Raw genomic sequence first — 17,944 nt, forward strand, 5'->3', positions numbered from 1 at the left:
GTGTTCAGCCTCCGGCTTTCTTGGCGGTCATGGTGTCCCAGCTGGCAGCGTCAGGCGCCTTGCCGAAGCGCGGATCCCATTTGCCCGTGCGCTTCAGTTCCTCGGCCACTTCCTTGGGCATGTACGTCTCATCATGCTTGGCGAGAACTTCGCTTGCCGTGAAGCCACCATTTTTCTGAACGGTCCCGAGAGCAACAACGCTCTGCCCTTCGCGGAACAGGTCCGGAAGGATGCCCGTGTAATGCACTTCAACGGCAGCCTGGCCATCGGTGACGTTAAAGGAGTTCACCGGAGCCCCATTTTCCGTGATGCGATGCAGGGAGCCCGCCATCACCATGCCGCCAAGACGGATGGTCCGGTCCGGAGCTGGTGGGTTTGCCTTGACCTGCGAGGGGGCCATGAAGAACACGATGTTGGACGAGAACGCCCGCAGCGTCAGAGCCGCGGCAGAACTGATGCAGGCGAGGCAGGCAATGACAATCCAGAGGCGGCGTGTCTTGCGGGTCATGATGCAGAGCTTTCACGGTGGCGAAGCTGACTTTCGACAGCCGCCAGCCGGGTTTTGGCACGACGCAGGCGCAGGGCCGCTCCGATGCCGAGAACCAGCGAGCAGCCGATGGTGAGACCATAGGCTGCGGCGATATAGGGCCAGTGATTGGGAAGGTGCATCATGCTGCGGACCTGTCCGAACGGTTGAGCCGGGACCGTGCCATAAGCTGGCGGGTCCGGCTCTCGTGGATTGCGGCACTCAGCCGGGCGAAGATGACTGCGGCAACACCAAGGGTGAAGCCGATGGTCGTGATGAGAAGCGGCCAGAGCATCGTCATGGACATGGTGGGAGCACCTGTCAGCGTGATGCTGTCCGGTTGATGCAGGGTGTTCCACCACTGCACACTGAACTTGATGATGGGCAGATCAATCGCGCCAGCCAGCGCCAGAATGGCGGCGGCGCGTTGCCCACGGGCAGGCTCATCGAAGGCGCGGATCAGGGCGATATGGCCCAGATACAGGAAAAACAGCACCAGAACGGAGGTTAGGCGCGCATCCCAGACCCACCATGTTCCCCACATCGGCTGACCCCAGAGGGAGCCCGTGATGAGGCACAGGGCAGCGGCGCAAGCTCCGACCGGGCCAATCTCGATGGCGGCTAGATCGGCCAGCGGATGGCGCCACACTAATGACAACAGGCCGCAGATGGCCAGACCGAGGTAACAGGACGACGCAAGCCATGCCATGGGAACATGCACATACATGATCCGGACGGTCTCACCCTGCTGCCAGTCCGCAGGGGCGAAAAAGAGGCCCCACACGATCCCGACTGTCAGGAAGATGATTGCGCCTGTTGACAGCCACGGCTGAAGCGCACGGGCCAGACGCAGGAACTGCCCCGGATTGGCATAACGATGGAGCAGGTAGGGCGTAGGGCGCACGGGAACTCTCAAACTCCGCGAAATATTTCTACATGAAATAGTCCGAACCCCTCACAATCGGAAGAGGTGCATTGTCCCATTGTTCCTATGACTGTTATCACGTTTCACGGAAATGAGCGCGAAAGGGGAACTTTCCGCAGGAGAATGACGTGGCGTACTGGCTGATAAAATCCGAACCCGAAGCCTTTTCGTGGAGCGAACAGGTCCATAATGGGGTCGAACCCTGGACAGGTGTTCGCAACTATCAGGCCCGTAATAATCTGGCCGCCATGAAGACTGGGGATCTGGCGCTTTTCTACCATTCTGTGAGCGAAAAGCAGATCGTGGGTGTCGTTGAAGTCGTGAAAGAAGCCTACCCGGACCCGACTGCCGATGACCCGAAATGGGTCTGTGTGGATGTGAAAGCGAATGGCGCTTTCGCCAAACCCATCACGCTTGCCCAGATCAAGGCTGATCCGGAACTGGAAAACATGGCGCTTCTGAAGCAGTCACGCCTGTCCGTTGCGCCAGTCACGGAACCGGAGTTCCGCTACCTGACGAAAATCGGAGACTGGGTTGGGGCCTGATGGCCCTCACCCTGAAAGTTCTGAGTCTTAGTGAATATCTGAGGCGTCGCCGTTGACCAGAACGTTGGTCTGCCCGTTGGACGGATGCCCGGCATAGGTCAGTGGCAGGTCTTCGCTATGATAAGGTGCCGTAACGGGGGCGTTGAACTTCACGGGCATCCCAAAAATGCTGAAATGGGACGGCAGGTTGTTAGGACCGTTGGTTTTCTGCTCGGCATTGGTTCCTGGCATGCCGACAGGCAGATGCGTCCGGACTTCACCGCTGTAATTTGCGAGTCTTTCTTCCGAGTCTTCAACCGTCGTGTAGCCATGAGGCGGTGGCGGTGCGCCGCCGTCTGGCAGGGCAACCTGCTGCGCAGGTGTCAGCACTTTCTCAGGTGGATTGTTCAGCTGATGAGCCGTTGAGGGCGGGATCTGTGGCAGATCAGCCGTACTGTGGCTACGATGGGCATGATGTGGAGCGGACAGCGCCGGCGTGGCGACTGTTGCGAGGAGACTGACCGCCAGCGGGGCAGACAGGATCCAGCGAGAAAATGTTTTCATAATATGTCCTTCTCCACACCCGGCCGTGGCACCCGTCAAGCAGGGGGCTTTCGTGATGCGATATGAAACCTGCTATCGGGTAAACGGTTTCGGGTCTTACGAACAGGAGTTTTGATCGTCATGACCGTAGAGAATGGCTCGCAGCTTCCGACCAGCGAATTTGCATCACTGGCGCTGGACGGGGAGTCCCTTGCCCAGCTTCAGTCCGTGCTGGCACGCGTCGAGCAGGGGCGCGGCGTACTCGTCCGTCTGGCGGATCTGATGGGTGGTGCTGTCGGACAGGCCGCGCGACTCGGTATGAAGGGGCTTGGTCTCGCACCGGGCCTTCAGGAAAAAATCCAGAAAACGGCAGAAGTCGCCATTGAACAGGCCTTCAATGTCGCAGTCGTCGGGATCAAGAATGATGTTCCTCTCAAGCGCGATGTGTGGCGTGAAAATGCCGGACAGGCGGCTGTTGCCATTTCGGGCGCCGTCGGCGGTTTTGGTGGCGTGTTTGGTCTTGCCCCCGATGTCGGGTTCACGACCCTGACCATCATGCGTGAGATCGCCCGCATCGCTCGCGAGGAAGGCGAGGATCTGCGCGACGAAGACACGCGCCGGGCCTGCCTCGAAGTCTTTGCGCTCAAGACCTTTCCGGCCCGTCAGGAAGAAGAAGACGGTGAACTCGGATTCTTCTCGGCGCGCGCCCTGCTACGGGGTCGCCCGGTTGTGATGCTGATTTCCGAAGTGGCGTCCCATTATGGCATCGGCCTGTCGCGGAAATTTGCGCTTCAGATGGTGCCAGTCGCGGGTGCGCTGTGTGGTGCGTCACTCAATTCGGCGTTCCTTGCGCATTACCGTGCCCTTGCGCGGGCACATTTTACGATCCGTCGTCTGGAACGGACGCATGGCCGGGCCGTTCATGAAGCAGCTATGGATCTGAGGTCCGGTGCAACGTCTGAAACCTTCTCCTGATCTTTCGGGAGACTGAAAGCGGAGAAACAGGATGTCGATGAGTCTTGTCTGGCTTGGCTGGACTCTTGTTCTGGCTTTTGTACACCTGTTTCTCACCTCGGCAGCCTGTCGACGTCAGGATGGCGTGCAGTGGGCGACGGGAAACCGGGATGGCGAGGCGCCACATTATACGGGACTCGCTGCCCGCATGCGCCGCGCGCAGGCTAATCTTCAGGAAACGCTACCGATTTTCATCGGGGCTGTTCTATTGGCCCACATCGCCGGGAAAGATGGCGCTCTTGTTGCCTGGGGCGCAGGGCTCTATTTCTTCGGGCGTCTGATCTACGTCCCGGCCTATGCGTTCGGCTGGGGGCCGATCCGCAGCCTCATCTGGGGCGGATCGATGGTCGGGCTGTTTGTGGTGCTTGTCGGCCTGATCTGATCTCAGCTTTTGCTGGGGCGCATGCGCCAGAAGTCCAGCAGACCCCAGAAAACAATTCCTGCAAAACAGATCTTGGCAAGGGCCATCAGCAGGCCGTGTGCCTCAGGGATAAGCAGGCGTAGAAGCGCCAGCGGCACCAGAAAGATCATGTAAACAAATGCGATTGGCAAAGCAGTTCTCCGACGAGATTGGGGATCTGTGTATCATGCCGGGACAGAAAGAGGCCAATATTTCCCCTATGCAGGACCGAAAGCATCGACGGCATGTCTGACATCACACCGGAAAGTCTGCTGGAGGCTTATGCCGCAGGGATTTTCCCGATGGCACCCGATCGGGACAGTGACGAACTGAGCTGGTACTTTCCGGAGGAGCGCGGAATTCTTCCACTGGATAGAATGGTGGTACCGCGCAAGCTGATGCGGGCCATTCGGTCCGGAAAGGTTCAGGTAACGGCCGATCGGGCTTTTGATGACGTCATGCTCGCCTGTGCTGAGCCGGCGCCAGGCCGGGAAGAAACCTGGATCAGCCCTCGAATTTGCGCGCTCTATGGCGCCCTTCATCAGAAAGGCCATGCCCATTCCATCGAAGTCTGGGATGGCGAGGCACTCGTCGGTGGACTGTATGGTGTGACGTTGGGAGGCGCCTTTTTTGGAGAGAGCATGTTTTCTCGCCAACGGGATGTTTCCAAGATTGCGTTGGTCCATCTCGTTGCAGGATTGCGTCAGGGAGGGTATCGCCTTCTGGATACCCAGTACACCACGCCTCATCTGACGACACTGGGCGGTATCGGTATTCCTGCAGCAGCATATCTGGTGCTGTTGAATCAGGCTTTGACTGTTCGTGCCGTCTGGCCGGGCGACTTCAGTCTGCACGCCCTACGCGATGACATCGCGTACCTACGCCCACATCCAGGAGACTCCTGATGATTTCTTTTCTTCGGCGGCATCAGTCTGCTTTTCTCGCCAGTCTGTTCCTCGTGGCAGGCAGCGGCGCAGCATACGCCGATGACCATCCGAGACTGGCTCCTGCTCGCGATGTGACTGTCACATATCATCTGTCGGCCCCGGGAATGCAGGGTGCTGGAGGGGATGTGAAAGTCTATTTCTCCGGCTCGGGCGACATGTTGCGGATTGATTCGGCTGATGGGCGTGGCATCACGATTCTGGACCGTCCCAAGCAGCTTGTGACACTCGTTATGCTGGAGCGGAAACTTTACGCTCATATCCGGCCTCAGCACGGGCTGCATAACCCGTTCATGCTTGATCTCGGGATGAAATACACCAAGGCGGGTCAGGCAACGATTGCCGGAGTTTCCTGTGGTCGATGGGATATCCAGACGGCCCACGGCAAAGCCGCAGCCTGCGTGACGGACGATGGTGTTATCCTGTCCGAGAACGGTGTGGATGCAGATGGGGCGGAAGGCTCCATTCAGGCGACGACCGTAACTTACGGCGACCTGCCAACGTCCACTTTCGAGCCGCCCGCAGGCTTTCAGGAAATCACGCCACGCACGCCACCACGCCATTCGGCGACTGACGGTAACCAGTCCACGTCGGCAACGCCGGCCCCTGTTCCCGAAGGTGGTGCAGCAGGAGATTCGGCCGTGCAGGCTCCGGGGCATATTGCCGCAGAAGGCACCCCGGCGGAGAACTCGGCCCCATCCACAGGTGCCACACCTGCGTCCCCCGACGATGCAAGCCAACCCTCTGTCCCAAATGATTCCGCGGGTGACGGAACGGTTGCGACACCTGATCAGCCGCCCAGTGGCCCGTCCAACGGTGGTCAGAAGTAATGCGGCGCGGTTTTTGGAGCCTTGGCGTTCTGGCCGGTCTGATTCTTGGCGGCCACGCAGCGCACGCCACAGACACAGCCCCTTACGTGACTCCGATGCATGATGCTGACATTGACTATGTGATGGTTGGCCCGGGAGGCCAGCATCTTCACCAGCGGATGCGGTGGAGTGCAAAGTTGTGGCGTCAGCGCGTGGATCCAGAAGGAGCCGCGACGGTTATGCTGACGGATTACCGAACCCATCGCCTGATGGTGCTGGATACAACGGCGAAAAGCGCCACTGTGACCGAGGCACCGGGCGATTCGTTTTCTGCGCCGGGCACGGTTGCACCCGGCGGGTGGAAACAGGTGGGGCCTGCCACAATTGCCGGCGAGAGCTGCATGATCTGGGAGAGCCTGGATACGAACAAGCTCCCTACGGATTTCTGTTATACAACGGATGGATTGCTACTGGGTGCAACCCAGGGTGGACGCCTTGTAGTGCAGGCTGCGTCTGTCAGTCGTGCGGCTCAGGCCGATGAGCTGTTTGACCCGCCGGAGGGGTACCATCGGATCGATCCCAAGCATTGAAGAGGCTCTTCGTAGCAATCATAATTTGAAAAATGGCTGCCATGATTGTTGCCTTTTCCTGCCATTTTCGTGTGGCAGATTTTCTCTCACAGGACGGGCGGAACCGCTCTCTGGGTCTACCCCGTCTGACGTAATGAGGAGATTTGCCATGCGTCGCATCACCCGTGCAGTCCTGCTGGCTGCGCCCCTGCTGATCGGCACGGCAGTAGTTGCCCCGAATGCCGTTGTCCCCGCCGCTGAAGCTCATTGGCATGGTGGATATGGTGGTCCGGGGCGTGGATATTATGGCCCAGGACCAGGTTGGAACCGCGGTGGTCATCGTGGAAACACCGGTGCTGTCGTTGGTGGCATTCTGGGTGGTCTGGCGATTGGCGCCGTCGGTGGCGCCATGTTGAGCCATCCTTATGGACCGCCACCACCGCCGGTTGTCTATGCCCCGCCGCCCCGTGTCGTTTATGCGCCACCGCCGGTCGTTTATGCTCCGCCACCGCCGCCAGTTGTGGTTTATCCGCAATACTGAGCCATTATTGCCCTTCGTCCGCCTTGATCGGGCGGAGGGTGTCAGGCAATCATGGTGCCTATGACAGATCATGCCCTTCAGCCGGGTGACCGTGCTCCAGCGTTTTCGCTTCCTGTTTCGGGAGGTGGCACCGTCAGCAGTGAAACGCTGAAGGGCAAACCGTATCTGCTGTATTTCTACCCAAAGGCGGACACGCCTGGCTGTACGACGCAGGCCTGCTCCCTTCAGGAGAACCTGCCATCCTTCGACAGTGAAGGTCTGACGATCATTGGCGTCAGCCCCGATCCGGTCGCGAAAATTGATCGTTTCGCAGCCAAATATGCTCTCATATTTCCGCTGGCCTCCGATGAAGATCATAGTGTCGCGGAGGCTTATGGAACATGGGTTGAGAAATCCATGTATGGCCGGACTTACATGGGCATGGAGCGCAGTTCCTTTCTTGTGGATGGAGACGGTGTCGTCCGTCATATCTGGCGCAAGGTGAAACCTGCCGACCATACCGCGCTGGTGGCTGAGGCTTTCCGGGATATGACCAGCGGGGCCTGAGCGCCCTTCCGCCATTCTTTCCACAGACAGGGAGAACGCCGGACGTCCCCGGCACACACTGATGGCCCTGCCTGATCCGTACCTACCTGGTCCGTTCTGCCTGCCGCGTCACCTGAGCGTCGCGCGCTGGGTGTGCATTGCGCTGATAGCACCTGTAGCAGCCGCTGGAGCAGCAGGAACCCTGCTGCTTTGGAAACTCGCGCACGGGCCGGTCGACGTTACGCCAGTTTCCCGTCTGATTGAGCCAATTCCCGTAGTGGCAGGCAAGAGGCCCGGCCATCCTGCAGGGCGTCTGGCATGGTCGCAGCTTCGGGTGCAGTGGCAGCCAAGTTCTGGTGGAATTTCCGCCGGACTGATGCTGGAAGCACGCGGTCTGACTGTGACACGGCTGGATGGGACAATCGCCGAGCGGGCAGGTGAGGCCGATGTGGTCATGGCGCTTGCTCCGCTGCTTCACGGGATTATCGCTCCTCGTCGGATGCGCCTTCAGGACGTCTCCCTTGTTCTGCGCCGCCAGCCCAATGGCGATATTGATCTCGACCTTCCCGCCCAGAAACATGGTGGCCGGGGCGTTCCCACCCAGATGGACCGTTTGGCCGCAGTCGATCTGCGAAACGTTTCCATAACGCTGCTGGGCCTGCCTGATGGCCAGAAGCTGCTGCTCGGCCCCATGGCGGCTCATGGCGAGCGTTTGAAGGTTATGTCTGCGTCCAAGGACTATCTCTGGAATGGCTGGTGGAACAGTGCCGTGCGCGTTGGATCGTTTCAGACGGTTCTGAGTGCAAAAGGAGGCCAGACTTCAGCGCAAACCGGGCAATGGCATCTGACATCCACACCATTTCGCCCCGAGGGCCTGAGTGTTTTCAGCAAGGGGTTGGCCAACTGGGATATCCCGATCACCGTTGCCACTGACATGCAGGTGGTCCCCCACGGGATGGGAGAACTGCCATCCAGTCTGGCTCTTCACCTTGTGCTCGGGAACGGTCACGTCCGGCAGGATTCTGATGAGCCGATTGATCTGCGGGGCGGTGAAGCGCAACTGAACCTTCGGATGCGTACACCTGGCACGCAGGGGCCAGCTTCGCTTTCTGTTCCTGCTTTGAAGCTGACAGTGGCAGATGTTCACGGCGCTCTGACCCATGTTCAGGCTACAGCAGCACTGACGGTGGACGACCTGAAGCATCCCCAGGTGCTGGATGGTGATGCTACAGCTGCTCTGGACGGTTTCGATTTTTCGACGCTGGGCAACGTATGGCCTGCGGGAATTATCAAAGGTGGCAGAAAATGGATTGTCGCCAACATCACAAGCGGCCACGCGCATGATCTTGAAGTGCGTACCCATATTCATTCGAACGAAGGCCCGAAGCATGTCCGCCCGACGAGCATGGATGGGCAACTGCTTGGTGATGATCTGACGGTGCATTGGTTGCGGCCGGTTTCGCCTGCCACGGGAATCGATGCGAAGCTGGGATTTGACGGATTCGATACACTGGTCGTCCGGTTCCAGCATGGGATACAGTCGACAGATAGCGGGAAAATCGAGATTGCTGACGGGGAAGTCCGTCTGGGCAATCTGTATGAAAAAGGCCCGACCACGGGTGATATCAGAACGCATCTGAAAGGCTCTCTGCCTGCGTTCAAAGACATCCTGTCTCATCCGAGACTGCACCTTCTCTCCAAACATCCGCTGCCTTTTACTGATCCTTCCGGGGCAGTGGACGCTACAGCCCGTCTGACGTTGCCTTTAACGGCGCATGTTCAGGACAAGGACATTCACGTTCAGGCCAAAGCTTCTTTCGCAAAGGTGCATCTGGGCAACGTGCTGATGGGTCACGGCGTCGATGACGCCTCTGGCGGTCTGACGGCTACGGAAAGTGGGTTGGATCTTACGGGAGACGGGCGTCTGACGGGTATTCCCGTCCATGTCGTTGTGAATGAAAATTTCCGCAAAGGATCGCCGGAACGCATTTTACAGGACATCCAGGCGAAGGCGTTCCTTGATCCCCTGTCTGCTGTAAAAGCTCATCTGGTTCCGGCAGGTCTTTTCACCGGCCATGCCACGCTTTCCGCGCATTACGTGCAGCACGCCAGTTCCCTCGCGGATCTTGCTCTCTCCCTCGATATGGAACGGGCTGGCATTACGGTTCCGGTCTGGACCAAGCCTGTTGGTGAAGCGGCCGTTGCGACTGGCCACATCGCGTTCCGGGGTCATGACATGGTGGCGCTGGATGGCCTTCAGGCCCACGGCAAGACCCTGGCCATCGCGGGGCGGGGTGTCACACAGAATGGTAAGCTGAACGGCATCATCATTGAAGGCTTCCGGCTAGGGCGCAGTGAAGGGAGCGCCCGGATCATGCTGCCAGACCAGCCCTCTGATCCGGTTCATATCGCTCTGGATGCGGACCCACTGGATCTTGCGCCACTGTTTGATCCTGCCACGCGCAAGGCCGTTCATGACGCAGCGGACGCTGCGACGCGTGAAGCGGGTAATCCCGCGACGTCCGGAAATGCCGATCAGGGCTGGTCTATCGACGTTCATGCGCCGCATGTCTATTTCGGACCAAAAGGCATGGTCGGCGGCGTTGTTTCGCACCTGGAACTCCGGCAAGGCACCCTTGTTTCAGGCCGTTTCGCTCTGGATGTGCCCTCCCGGGTGCGGGCTGTACTTGCAGATACCGGCCAACAGCAACCATTCGTGCTGGATGTCGACAATCTTGGTGTCCTGCTTAAAGGACTGGGGCTGTACGACCGGATCGGCGGTGGTGTTGCGCATGTGGACGGAAACTTTCTACGCGGAAAAGCGGGGTCTTCAGGGCTGGGGCTCGGTTTGCCGCCGTTCCGTGGGCATCTGGAGATCGGACCATTCGAATTCCTCCAGCCGCCGTTCACTCTTACGGCGGTTTCCGACCTGTCCCCGCTTCACTGGACCCAGAGCCATATGGACCGCTTCCAGGTGAAGCATGTCTCCACAAAGATCAGTCTGGAAGGCCGGAAACTCACGTTGCGTGATGGAACAATCGGCAATCAGGCTCTGGGTGCGACAGTCGAAGGGCCAGTTGATCTCGATACGTCCGTCGTAAATCTACACGGCACCATCGTGCCGCTGTTCGGCCTCAATGCGCTTCCAGGGAAATTGCCGGGCGTCGGTCATATTCTGGCCCCCGAGAAGGGCGGTGGCCTTCTGGCTGCGACATTCGACGTCAAGGGAACCGTCGGCCAGCCCCAGATGACCGTCAATCCGCTTTCCATGCTGCTTCCGGGCGTGCTGCGGAAGATTATGGAATAAGCCTCTTCCGTCGAAGTGCGGTGGTTCCGAAATAGGGAAGGGAGTTCTATGATCGTTCCCGTATCAGGAGGCAGCCATGACGGACATGACGGATCTGTTCGGGACGACGCCCGGCCCCAGCGGCAGGGAAACGCCCCCGAGACGTGACGGGCAGCCCTCGCGTCCTGCTCAGCCGTCTCGCCCGATCGAAGCTCCCAAAGTGCCAACTCGCGCACCATCGCGAACGCAGCCACTGGCAGACCGTTTGCGACCAAAGACACTAGACGAAGTACGAGGGCAGGATCATCTTCTTGGCCCCGAAGGCACCCTGACGCGGATGCTGGCGCGTGGCACGCTCTCCAGCCTGATTCTTTGGGGAGGGCCGGGATGCGGCAAGACGACGATTGCGCGTCTGCTGGCAGGGAAGGCCAATCTTTTCTATTCCCAGATTTCCGCGGTCTTCTCAGGCGTGGCAGAGCTGCGGAAGGCCTTTGATGAGGCTGATAAAAAGCAGGAAGCAACGGGTCGCGGCACGCTGTTGTTCGTGGACGAAATCCATCGCTTCAACCGCGCCCAGCAGGATGGATTCCTCCCCTATGTCGAGCGCGGAACAGTCGTGCTTGTCGGAGCAACAACGGAGAATCCGTCGTTCGCCCTGAATGCGGCTCTTCTCTCTCGGTGTCAGGTGCTAGTGCTGAACCGGCTGGATGATGCCAGTCTGGAAGCCCTGCTCAGGCACGCGGAAGAAGTAGTTGGCCATCGCCTGCCGCTGGACCGTGAAGCGCGCGCCAGTCTGCGGGCCATGGCGGACGGAGACGGACGCTATCTGCTGAACATGGTGGAACAGCTCGTCGTGCTGGACCCGAACCCGGCGCTGACCCCGAAGGATCTGGCTGCACTGCTGTCCCGCCGGGCCGTGCTGTATGACCGGGATCGCGAAGAGCACTACAATCTCATTTCCGCGCTGCATAAATCCCTGCGTGGCAGCGACCCGGATGCCGGCCTGTACTGGTTCGCGCGAATGCTCGAAGGTGGCGAAGATCCGCGGTATATCGCTCGCCGTCTGACGCGGTTTGCAGCGGAAGACGTGGGGCAGGCGGACCCGAATGCTCTGCCAATGGCCGTTGCAGCATGGCAGACCTATGAGCGGCTTGGCTCTCCGGAAGGGGAGCTGGCTCTGGCGCAGGTAGTTGTGCACCTTGCTACCGCTCCGAAGTCCAACGCGGTGTATGCTGCTTACAAGGCCGCAAGAAAGCTGGCACGGGAAACCGGCAGCCTGATGCCGCCATCCCATATTCTCAACGCCCCGACAGCCCTGATGAAAGACATCGGGTACGGCAAGGGCTATGAATACGATCATGACTCCGAAGATGCGTTTTCGGGTCAGAACTACTTCCCGGAGGGCATGGAGCGGGTCTCGCTCTATCAGCCGACAGACCGGGGTTACGAGGGCCGTATCAGAAAACTTCTGGACATACGGGCCGCCAAAAGGGCATCCCGCGAGCCATGAAAGTTTCCAACCGCATTGTCACCGAAGACGAAGCCGATCTGCGCCTCGACCGCTGGTTCCGACGTCACTACCCCAATCTCACGCAGGGCGCGCTCCAGAAGCTGTGCCGGACAGGCCAGGTCCGCGTCGACGGGGGGCGCGTGCAGACCAATTCGCGCCTCGCGCCGGGACAGACCGTCCGCATTCCGCCGCTGCCGGACATAAGCCAGCCTGCACCACTGCCGCCGCCCGATCCGATGCTGGTGCGCGAAATCGAAAAGATGGTGATCTATCAGGACGATCACCTGCTGGTTCTGGACAAGCCATCCGGCCTTGCAACGCAGGGTGGTCCCGGCATCACCAAGCATGTGGACATGATGCTCGATGGTCTGCGCAAGGAAGATGGGGATCGTCCGCGTCTTGTGCATCGTATCGACCGTGACACGTCAGGTATCCTTCTGATCGCCCGCACGCCGGGCGTGGCCGCCAAGTTGGCAGCCGCCTTCCGGGGGCGTGATGTGGGCAAGACGTACTGGGCAATCGTTGTCGGTCGCCCGGCGCAGCCTTCCGGCATTATTGATCAACCACTCGCCAAGATTGGCGCAGGTGGAGCGGCTCTCGTGGTCGCTGCGTCACGTGGCGAAGAAGATGCTGTGTCTGCCAAGAGCGAATATGAGACGATTGATGCGGCTGGAAAGAAGTTCTCCTGGCTGGCCCTGTCTCCGCTGACGGGCCGCACGCATCAGCTTCGCGTTCACTGCGAATCCCTCGGCACGCCCATCGTTGGTGATCCGCGCTATGGCGGGAAGGCCGCCCATCCGGAAGGATTCATCGACCGGCTGCATCTCCATGCCCGCCAGCTCGATATTCCGCATCCGGCTGGTGGACGCCTGATCGTCACCGCGCCGCTGCCACCGCATATGCGTGAGACATTCCGTTCTTTGGGGTTTGTGCCGGGTGATACGCCTGCACCCAAGCGGATCAAGGGAAACAGAGGGCCTGCAAAATAATGAGGAAACTCACTGGCGCGCTCATCGGGGTCATCGTTGCCTTCGTGGGCGCCTCTATCGCTGCACATGAACTGATCGATCAGGATGCGCTGCGCCAGCGTGTGGCCGAGGCCCTGAAGAAAGAGACGGGCCTTTCCATGGCCGTTAAGGGATCATCCATCCAGATCTTGCCTTGGCCCTCGTTTGAAGCGCGGAGTCTTGTTCTGCAACGCCCCGGTCAGAAGCCGGTCTTTGAGGCCAAAACTCTTCATGCGGGCCTGTCCGTTCTGGCGCTTCTGCACCGGGAGGTCCGCTTTCAGGGTTTTGTGGTCGACGGGGCAACGTTGCTGCTGGAGCGTGATCGGGACGGCAATGCCAACTGGTCTTTCAGCCGCAATGCTCATCCTGAAAATGGCGGAGAGAATGCCCCGCTTCCGGTTCGGCAGCACATCGGGGAGCGCGTTCAGGCTCATTGGGATCTGTCGCTTGATGCTCTGCATCTGACGAACAGTACCGTTCGCTGGCAGGACGACATGAAGGGTATGAGCGGGTCGTTCCAGATCGGAACGATGGATCTCGCCGGGCTTCGCAGCCCCAGCCCGTGGATTAACCTGCAAGGCACGCATGGGTCGACGCCCTTCACGCTTCAGGGTCATGTCGGTGATCTGTCCCTGTTGCAGTCTGGCGCCAAGCCATGGACGTTCAGTCTGGGCACGACATTGGGGGCAGACGCCAAGCGGGACTGGCTGAACGTGGACGGTCAGATCCACGATGCCCGCCATCTCCGTGGCCTGTCCGTGACGGCGCAGGGAGAATGGCCAAACCTGCAGGATGCGCATCGCCTTTTCCCGCATGCCAATTTGCCGGATGTCCGTGGTCTTGGCGGTGAACTGTCGGTTCAGGGCGATGCGGGCGAACTGACGGATGCCGACTGGGCAGAGAAGGGGCAGGCGCTGCTCGTGAGTCTTGTTCCGGGCCGCGTGCATTTGCACGCGTCAGGACTGATTGTTCGGGGTGTGGCGATCAACAACCTGCATCTTGATGCCGACGCCAGCTCTGCCCCTCTGTCTGTGGGTGCGGATGTCCTCTGGCGGAATACAGGCTGGAGAATCCTGAGCAACGCCGGAACGCTGGAACAGGCAGCCCGTGCATGGCGCGATCATGGACAGACTGCGGTCCCCGTGGAGGCAGAAATTCGCTCCACGCCGCTGTCGCTTTCTTCAGCGGTTGGCAGCGATGGAGCGGTTCCGCCTGCCAATGCGCAGGATGATGCCAAAATTACCGTCTCTGGCACGGTGGGCGCCGAGAAGAGCCATTTTGTGGTGCAGGGTGGGGCAAGAACGCTTCATCTGCCCAAAACCCTTCTGCATGACGTCTCTCTTCAGGGAACACTGGACAGCAAGGGGCTGAGCGAAGCCACGCTCGATGGCTTTGCGTTCAAAAGTCATGAAGTGGACGTGGATGGAGTTTTGCATCTTCTCACGGATGAAGACGCGGTTCCCCTGCTGAACGGTCGTCTGCATGCAACGCAGTTGGATCTGGATGCGCTGCGAGGTCTGTGGCTCGCTGAGGTCAAGGCAGAGCAGGCGGCTAAACCTGTGAAGTCCGAGCCTGTACCGATGCCCGGTCCTGCCGGAACAGTGGAAAAGGCAGCAACCCAGTCCGTTCAGACGCAGGATCAGTCTGCTGTGCCTGCGGCTCCTGATGCTCCAACTGGCTCTGGGGCAGCCGTGCCAGCATGGGTCAAGCGCTTACGGGCGCAGGATCTCGATCTACACCTCACGCTGGACCGGGTTGTTTTCTACAGCCACGATTACACAAATCTCGTCACGCATCTGACGTTGTCCAACGGTCATCTGCGCCTTGAGCCGATTTCGGGGCAGGGGCAGGGCTTAACCCTGGCCGGTCAGGCTGATCTTGATGCCTCGAAACTGCCGGTCACAACGCATCTCACGTTCCAGCCGCTGGTTCTGCCGGTCGGCCTGCTTGAGGAAAGCCTGAAGTTGCCGCTCCTGCTTCAAGGGCCGGTCCAGCTTGTTGGTGAAGTGACGGGACAGGGTGACAGTCTGGAAACCATCCGGCAGTCCCTGAACGGCCATCTCGGCGTTTCAATGGTGGATGGTCAGGTGGATAGCCAGATCCTTGGTCGTATTGCCGGGCCAGGAGCGAGTTCGCTGCTGGGTAGCGGTTCGCGTCCGCTCCGTTGCCTCGGTTTGCATCTGGCGCTTTCTGATGATGTCGCCACGCTGGACACCATCGGTCTGCAATCAGGACGATTCTCGACGCAAGGGCATGGTGAGGTGCATCTCGGATCGCAAGATATGACGCTTCACCTCGTGCCAAGCCTCGATTTTGAGGGGGCGGGAGCTTCAACGCCGGTGGTTGTCACCGGAACGATCTCTGCCCCCCAGGCCAAGCAGGACAGGGACGGAAACGGGCGGTTCCAGCTTTCGATCGGAGATGGTCCGGCTGCTGATCCCTGCACGTCGGCATTAACCGCAGCTCGCGAAGGACAGGCGGGACCACCTGTTAGCGAGCAGTCGCATCATCACAACAAGGCAGGTGACATCCTGCGTGCGCTGGGAGTTCTCCATTGAGCAGTCGGAAGCGTTTCTGGAAAAATGTGACACTCGGGGAACAGGATGGGTTGTTCCGCCCGGAATTGGACGGTCGCCCGATCCGCCTGCCCAAGGGAGAGGTTCTGGCCGTTGCTTCTCGGGCTCTTGGGCAGGCGATTGTCGCGGAATGGAGTCGCATTCCGGAAGAGGAATCTTTCACGCCAGAACAGCTTCCTCTGACGCGCATTGCAGGAACCATGATCGAGCGGATCCGGCCTGATCTGATCGAAGCCCGTGAAGCTCTGCTGCGACATGGGCTGGATGATGGCCTCTGCTACCGCAAGGAAAAGCCCGACTCGACCGTAGAGCGCATCTTCGAGTGGCTGGCCAAGGAAGGCATTCAGCCATCTGTTACAGATGGTCTCATGCCGATTACTCAGTCGGGTGACTACATTACAGGGCTGGAGCGCCTCCTGACCCGCCAGAACGAAGCCGAACTAGCAGTCCTGGGAGTTCTGACGCAGAGTTTTGGAAGTCTTCTTCTGGCTCTGGCGCTGGTCTCAGGTGCAATCAGCAAAGAAGACGCCGTGTCCGTTGCCAATGCTGATGAGCGCAAACAACTTCTGGTCTGGGGGCGGGATGACGAACTGTTCCGTGTCATGACCACACGCGAGCAGGACACCACGGAGGCTCTGACGTTTCTCGGTTTTGCACGCGAGGGCTGAATTTTTCGTGTGAGGCATGATGTTGCCATATTCGGAGCGCATCTGGCGCTGTGACAGAAAGAGATGATTAGTGACTGGCTTCCAGGGGAAGTTATGGCGCAATTTCCGATCTGTCCTGTAACGTCAGAGTCGAGGAAGATATGTCGGTATCCGTCAGTCGCCCCATGCGTCACATGGGTACACGTCTTGTAGCGAAGTGCTCGATGGGGGCATGGCTTCTACTCGCAGCAACGCCGATTATTGTCGTTGTCTGCGCCATTCACGGCTGAGGCTTCCGTAGCCTCACAGTTTACTTGCCCGACGTGCCATCCTGATTGTGGTGGCATGAAAAAAGCCCACCTCCAGAAGGATGCGGGCTCTCTTTAAAACAGAAATAATTGAAGACGCTCAGGCGTCTCCGTTATCCGGTACCATGATGCTGACGGCAGCGGTCGCGGCGATGCCCTCTTCGCGGCCGGTGAAGCCCAGGCGCTCGGATGTTGTGGCCTTCACCGAAATACGGCTGACATTAACCTGAAGCAGCTCTGCCAGACGCTCCTGCATGGCCTTGGCATGCGGACCGATCTTTGGGCGCTCGCAGATCAGCGTAATGTCTGCATTCACGAGGAAGCCGCCACGGGCGCGAATGCGCTCACCGGCATGGATCAGGAAACGGGCGGAATCCATGTCCTTCCACTCGTTGTCTGTCGGCGGGAAGTGACGGCCAATATCGCCTTCAGCCAATGCACCATAAATGGCGTCACACAGCGTATGGATACCGACATCGGCGTCTGAATGGCCAGCAAGGCCTTTCGTGTGCGGAATTTCAATCCCGCAGAGGATCAGCTTGCGGCCTTCCTCAAATGCATGGACGTCGTAGCCAAGCCCGACGCGGGGCAGCAGGTTGCCGTCGATTACACCTTCAAGACGCATCAGATCCTCCGCAACTGTCAGTTTGATATTGTTGTCCGATCCCTGAACGATTGCGACCGGATGGCCACCCTGCTCCAGCAGGGCTGCATCGTCGGTGCGGGCATCGCGGTGAGTGCGATGCAACTCGAGCAGGGTCGGGAAATGGAAACCCTGAGGTGTCTGCGCTCGCCACAGGTTCTCGCGCGGGACGGTGTCGATGATGATGCCGTCCCGGACTTTTTTGATGGTATCGCTGACCGCAACGGCGGGAATCACGCCCGCATGGGTTTTCAGCGCCTCTATGACATTCTGAACCACTTCCGGTGGTACGCAGGGGCGCGCACCATCATGAACCAGCACAAGATCCGGTGGCTCCGGCAGGTTGGCGAGCGTTTCCAGCCCGTTCCGCACGCTGTCGTGACGTTCTGCACCGCCCGCAACGGGTGGCAAAACCTCCAGCCCGGCAAGGCTTTCGGCCAGCAGGGGATCGTCTCCGACTGGCAGAAGAACATCTACATGCGGAAGGAGGGCTTCGGCAGCACGGCGGATGACGGGTTTGCCCCGCAGCATCCGGAACTGCTTGCTGGAACCTTCACCCTCGGGTGAGGCGGCGGCAAATCGCCGACCACGACCGGCGGCGAGAAGAAGGGCGGCGATACGCATGGGCGCAGGAATGGGCCGCGGGG

The 17,944-nt window shown here is 59.6% G+C and carries 20 protein-coding genes; 14 read left to right on the forward strand and 6 right to left on the reverse strand.

Features of this window, described 5'->3' with window-relative positions:
* Nucleotides 1–4: 4 nt before the first annotated feature.
* From ccmE to ccmC, 3 genes are read right to left on the reverse strand one after another with little or no spacing between them, the layout of a single operon-like run.
* A complete protein-coding gene (gene ccmE / locus GFR01_RS01520; RefSeq protein ID WP_099181010.1) occupies nt 5–508 on the reverse strand; it encodes a cytochrome c maturation protein CcmE in 504 nt (167 codons plus the stop codon).
* Complete coding sequence (locus GFR01_RS15655) at nt 505–672, reverse strand: hypothetical protein (RefSeq protein WP_007282605.1); 168 nt, start codon at nt 670–672, stop codon at nt 505–507. Before GFR01_RS15655 ends, ccmE begins: the two co-directional genes overlap by 4 nt.
* A complete protein-coding gene (gene ccmC / locus GFR01_RS01525) occupies nt 669–1,430 on the reverse strand; it encodes a heme ABC transporter permease CcmC (RefSeq protein WP_099181011.1) in 762 nt (253 codons plus the stop codon). Before ccmC ends, GFR01_RS15655 begins: the two co-directional genes overlap by 4 nt.
* Before the next feature lie 149 nt (nt 1,431–1,579).
* On the opposite strand from ccmC, the gene GFR01_RS01530 reads away from it, so the two are divergent.
* Entirely contained in the window at nt 1,580–1,996 is a 417-nt protein-coding gene (locus tag GFR01_RS01530) for an EVE domain-containing protein (RefSeq protein WP_099181012.1), read from the forward strand.
* A 27-nt stretch (nt 1,997–2,023) separates the two neighbouring features.
* Here GFR01_RS01530 and GFR01_RS01535 read toward each other — a convergent pair whose 3' ends face one another.
* Nucleotides 2,024–2,539 carry a hypothetical protein gene (locus tag GFR01_RS01535; protein ID WP_061511930.1) on the reverse strand — a complete coding sequence of 172 codons (516 nt, stop codon included), beginning with the start codon at nt 2,537–2,539 and terminating at the stop codon, nt 2,024–2,026.
* Between the two features lie 120 nt (nt 2,540–2,659).
* On the opposite strand from GFR01_RS01535, the gene GFR01_RS01540 reads away from it, so the two are divergent.
* Nucleotides 2,660–3,493: an EcsC family protein gene (locus GFR01_RS01540; RefSeq protein ID WP_063904328.1), complete on the forward strand. Its 834-nt coding sequence runs from the start codon at nt 2,660–2,662 to the stop codon at nt 3,491–3,493.
* Between the two features lie 31 nt (nt 3,494–3,524).
* On the forward strand, nt 3,525–3,914 hold the full coding sequence (locus GFR01_RS01545; protein ID WP_063904327.1) for an MAPEG family protein: 390 nt from the start codon (nt 3,525–3,527) through the stop codon (nt 3,912–3,914).
* Nucleotides 3,915–3,916: 2 nt separating this feature from the next.
* Here GFR01_RS01545 and GFR01_RS15660 read toward each other — a convergent pair whose 3' ends face one another.
* Entirely contained in the window at nt 3,917–4,084 is a 168-nt protein-coding gene (locus GFR01_RS15660) for a hypothetical protein (protein ID WP_167384179.1), read from the reverse strand.
* A gap of 93 nt (nt 4,085–4,177) precedes the next feature.
* Here GFR01_RS15660 and aat point away from each other — a divergent pair, with 93 nt between their 5' ends.
* The 11 genes from aat (at nt 4,178) to GFR01_RS16085 (ending at nt 16,636) form a co-directional block, all read left to right on the forward strand.
* Nucleotides 4,178–4,837: a leucyl/phenylalanyl-tRNA--protein transferase gene (aat, locus tag GFR01_RS01550; RefSeq protein ID WP_099181013.1), complete on the forward strand. Its 660-nt coding sequence runs from the start codon at nt 4,178–4,180 to the stop codon at nt 4,835–4,837.
* A complete protein-coding gene (locus GFR01_RS01555) occupies nt 4,837–5,706 on the forward strand; it encodes a hypothetical protein (protein ID WP_099181014.1) in 870 nt (289 codons plus the stop codon). The genes aat and GFR01_RS01555 overlap by 1 nt, the downstream gene beginning before the upstream one ends.
* Nucleotides 5,706–6,275 carry a hypothetical protein gene (locus GFR01_RS01560; RefSeq protein WP_099181015.1) on the forward strand — a complete coding sequence of 190 codons (570 nt, stop codon included), beginning with the start codon at nt 5,706–5,708 and terminating at the stop codon, nt 6,273–6,275. Before GFR01_RS01555 ends, GFR01_RS01560 begins: the two co-directional genes overlap by 1 nt.
* 148 nt (nt 6,276–6,423) lie before the next feature.
* Nucleotides 6,424–6,795 (forward strand): hypothetical protein, encoded by a 372-nt coding sequence (locus tag GFR01_RS01565; RefSeq protein ID WP_099181016.1) that lies wholly within the window; start codon nt 6,424–6,426, stop codon nt 6,793–6,795.
* Nucleotides 6,796–6,855: 60 nt separating this feature from the next.
* Complete coding sequence (gene bcp / locus GFR01_RS01570; protein ID WP_099181017.1) at nt 6,856–7,341, forward strand: thioredoxin-dependent thiol peroxidase; 486 nt, start codon at nt 6,856–6,858, stop codon at nt 7,339–7,341.
* A gap of 61 nt (nt 7,342–7,402) precedes the next feature.
* The gene (locus GFR01_RS01575; RefSeq protein WP_099181018.1) at nt 7,403–10,627 is read left to right on the forward strand and encodes a YhdP family protein; all 3,225 of its coding nucleotides are present in this window, start codon (nt 7,403–7,405) and stop codon (nt 10,625–10,627) included.
* A gap of 76 nt (nt 10,628–10,703) precedes the next feature.
* On the forward strand, nt 10,704–12,116 hold the full coding sequence (locus tag GFR01_RS01580; protein WP_099181019.1) for a replication-associated recombination protein A: 1,413 nt from the start codon (nt 10,704–10,706) through the stop codon (nt 12,114–12,116).
* The gene (locus GFR01_RS01585; RefSeq protein ID WP_099181020.1) at nt 12,113–13,105 is read left to right on the forward strand and encodes an RluA family pseudouridine synthase; all 993 of its coding nucleotides are present in this window, start codon (nt 12,113–12,115) and stop codon (nt 13,103–13,105) included. Before GFR01_RS01580 ends, GFR01_RS01585 begins: the two co-directional genes overlap by 4 nt.
* Entirely contained in the window at nt 13,105–15,681 is a 2,577-nt protein-coding gene (locus GFR01_RS01590; RefSeq protein WP_099181021.1) for an AsmA family protein, read from the forward strand. Before GFR01_RS01585 ends, GFR01_RS01590 begins: the two co-directional genes overlap by 1 nt.
* Nucleotides 15,678–16,367 (forward strand): ATP12 family protein, encoded by a 690-nt coding sequence (locus GFR01_RS01595; RefSeq protein ID WP_099181022.1) that lies wholly within the window; start codon nt 15,678–15,680, stop codon nt 16,365–16,367. The genes GFR01_RS01590 and GFR01_RS01595 overlap by 4 nt, the downstream gene beginning before the upstream one ends.
* Before the next feature lie 140 nt (nt 16,368–16,507).
* Complete coding sequence (locus GFR01_RS16085) at nt 16,508–16,636, forward strand: hypothetical protein (RefSeq protein ID WP_015072348.1); 129 nt, start codon at nt 16,508–16,510, stop codon at nt 16,634–16,636.
* A gap of 118 nt (nt 16,637–16,754) precedes the next feature.
* Here the strand turns inward: GFR01_RS16085 and ispF are convergent, their stop codons facing one another.
* On the reverse strand, nt 16,755–17,921 hold the full coding sequence (ispF, locus tag GFR01_RS01600; RefSeq protein ID WP_063904601.1) for a 2-C-methyl-D-erythritol 2,4-cyclodiphosphate synthase: 1,167 nt from the start codon (nt 17,919–17,921) through the stop codon (nt 16,755–16,757).
* Nucleotides 17,922–17,944 lie beyond the last annotated feature (23 nt).

The organism is Gluconobacter frateurii, from assembly GCF_002723955.1.
GTDB lineage: Bacteria > Pseudomonadota > Alphaproteobacteria > Acetobacterales > Acetobacteraceae > Gluconobacter > Gluconobacter frateurii.

Bases quoted from the DNA above. Each gene is read 5' to 3' on its own strand.
- aat (WP_099181013.1), top strand. From the start codon at position 4,178: ATGTCTGACATCACACCGGAAAGTCTGCTGGAGGCTTATGCCGCAGGG.
- GFR01_RS01555 (WP_099181014.1), top strand. From the start codon at position 4,837: ATGATTTCTTTTCTTCGGCGGCATCAGTCTGCTTTTCTCGCCAGTCTG.
- bcp (WP_099181017.1), top strand. From the start codon at position 6,856: ATGACAGATCATGCCCTTCAGCCGGGTGACCGTGCTCCAGCGTTTTCG.
- GFR01_RS01590 (WP_099181021.1), top strand. From the start codon at position 13,105: ATGAGGAAACTCACTGGCGCGCTCATCGGGGTCATCGTTGCCTTCGTG.
- GFR01_RS01580 (WP_099181019.1), top strand. From the start codon at position 10,704: ATGACGGACATGACGGATCTGTTCGGGACGACGCCCGGCCCCAGCGGC.
- ispF (WP_063904601.1), bottom strand. From the start codon at position 17,921: ATGCGTATCGCCGCCCTTCTTCTCGCCGCCGGTCGTGGTCGGCGATTT.
- GFR01_RS01545 (WP_063904327.1), top strand. From the start codon at position 3,525: ATGTCGATGAGTCTTGTCTGGCTTGGCTGGACTCTTGTTCTGGCTTTT.
- GFR01_RS15655 (WP_007282605.1), bottom strand. From the start codon at position 672: ATGATGCACCTTCCCAATCACTGGCCCTATATCGCCGCAGCCTATGGT.
- GFR01_RS01565 (WP_099181016.1), top strand. From the start codon at position 6,424: ATGCGTCGCATCACCCGTGCAGTCCTGCTGGCTGCGCCCCTGCTGATC.
- ccmE (WP_099181010.1), bottom strand. From the start codon at position 508: ATGACCCGCAAGACACGCCGCCTCTGGATTGTCATTGCCTGCCTCGCC.
- GFR01_RS01585 (WP_099181020.1), top strand. From the start codon at position 12,113: ATGAAAGTTTCCAACCGCATTGTCACCGAAGACGAAGCCGATCTGCGC.
- GFR01_RS01540 (WP_063904328.1), top strand. From the start codon at position 2,660: ATGACCGTAGAGAATGGCTCGCAGCTTCCGACCAGCGAATTTGCATCA.
- GFR01_RS16085 (WP_015072348.1), top strand. From the start codon at position 16,508: ATGTCGGTATCCGTCAGTCGCCCCATGCGTCACATGGGTACACGTCTT.
- GFR01_RS01535 (WP_061511930.1), bottom strand. From the start codon at position 2,539: ATGAAAACATTTTCTCGCTGGATCCTGTCTGCCCCGCTGGCGGTCAGT.
- GFR01_RS01560 (WP_099181015.1), top strand. From the start codon at position 5,706: ATGCGGCGCGGTTTTTGGAGCCTTGGCGTTCTGGCCGGTCTGATTCTT.
- GFR01_RS01575 (WP_099181018.1), top strand. From the start codon at position 7,403: ATGGCCCTGCCTGATCCGTACCTACCTGGTCCGTTCTGCCTGCCGCGT.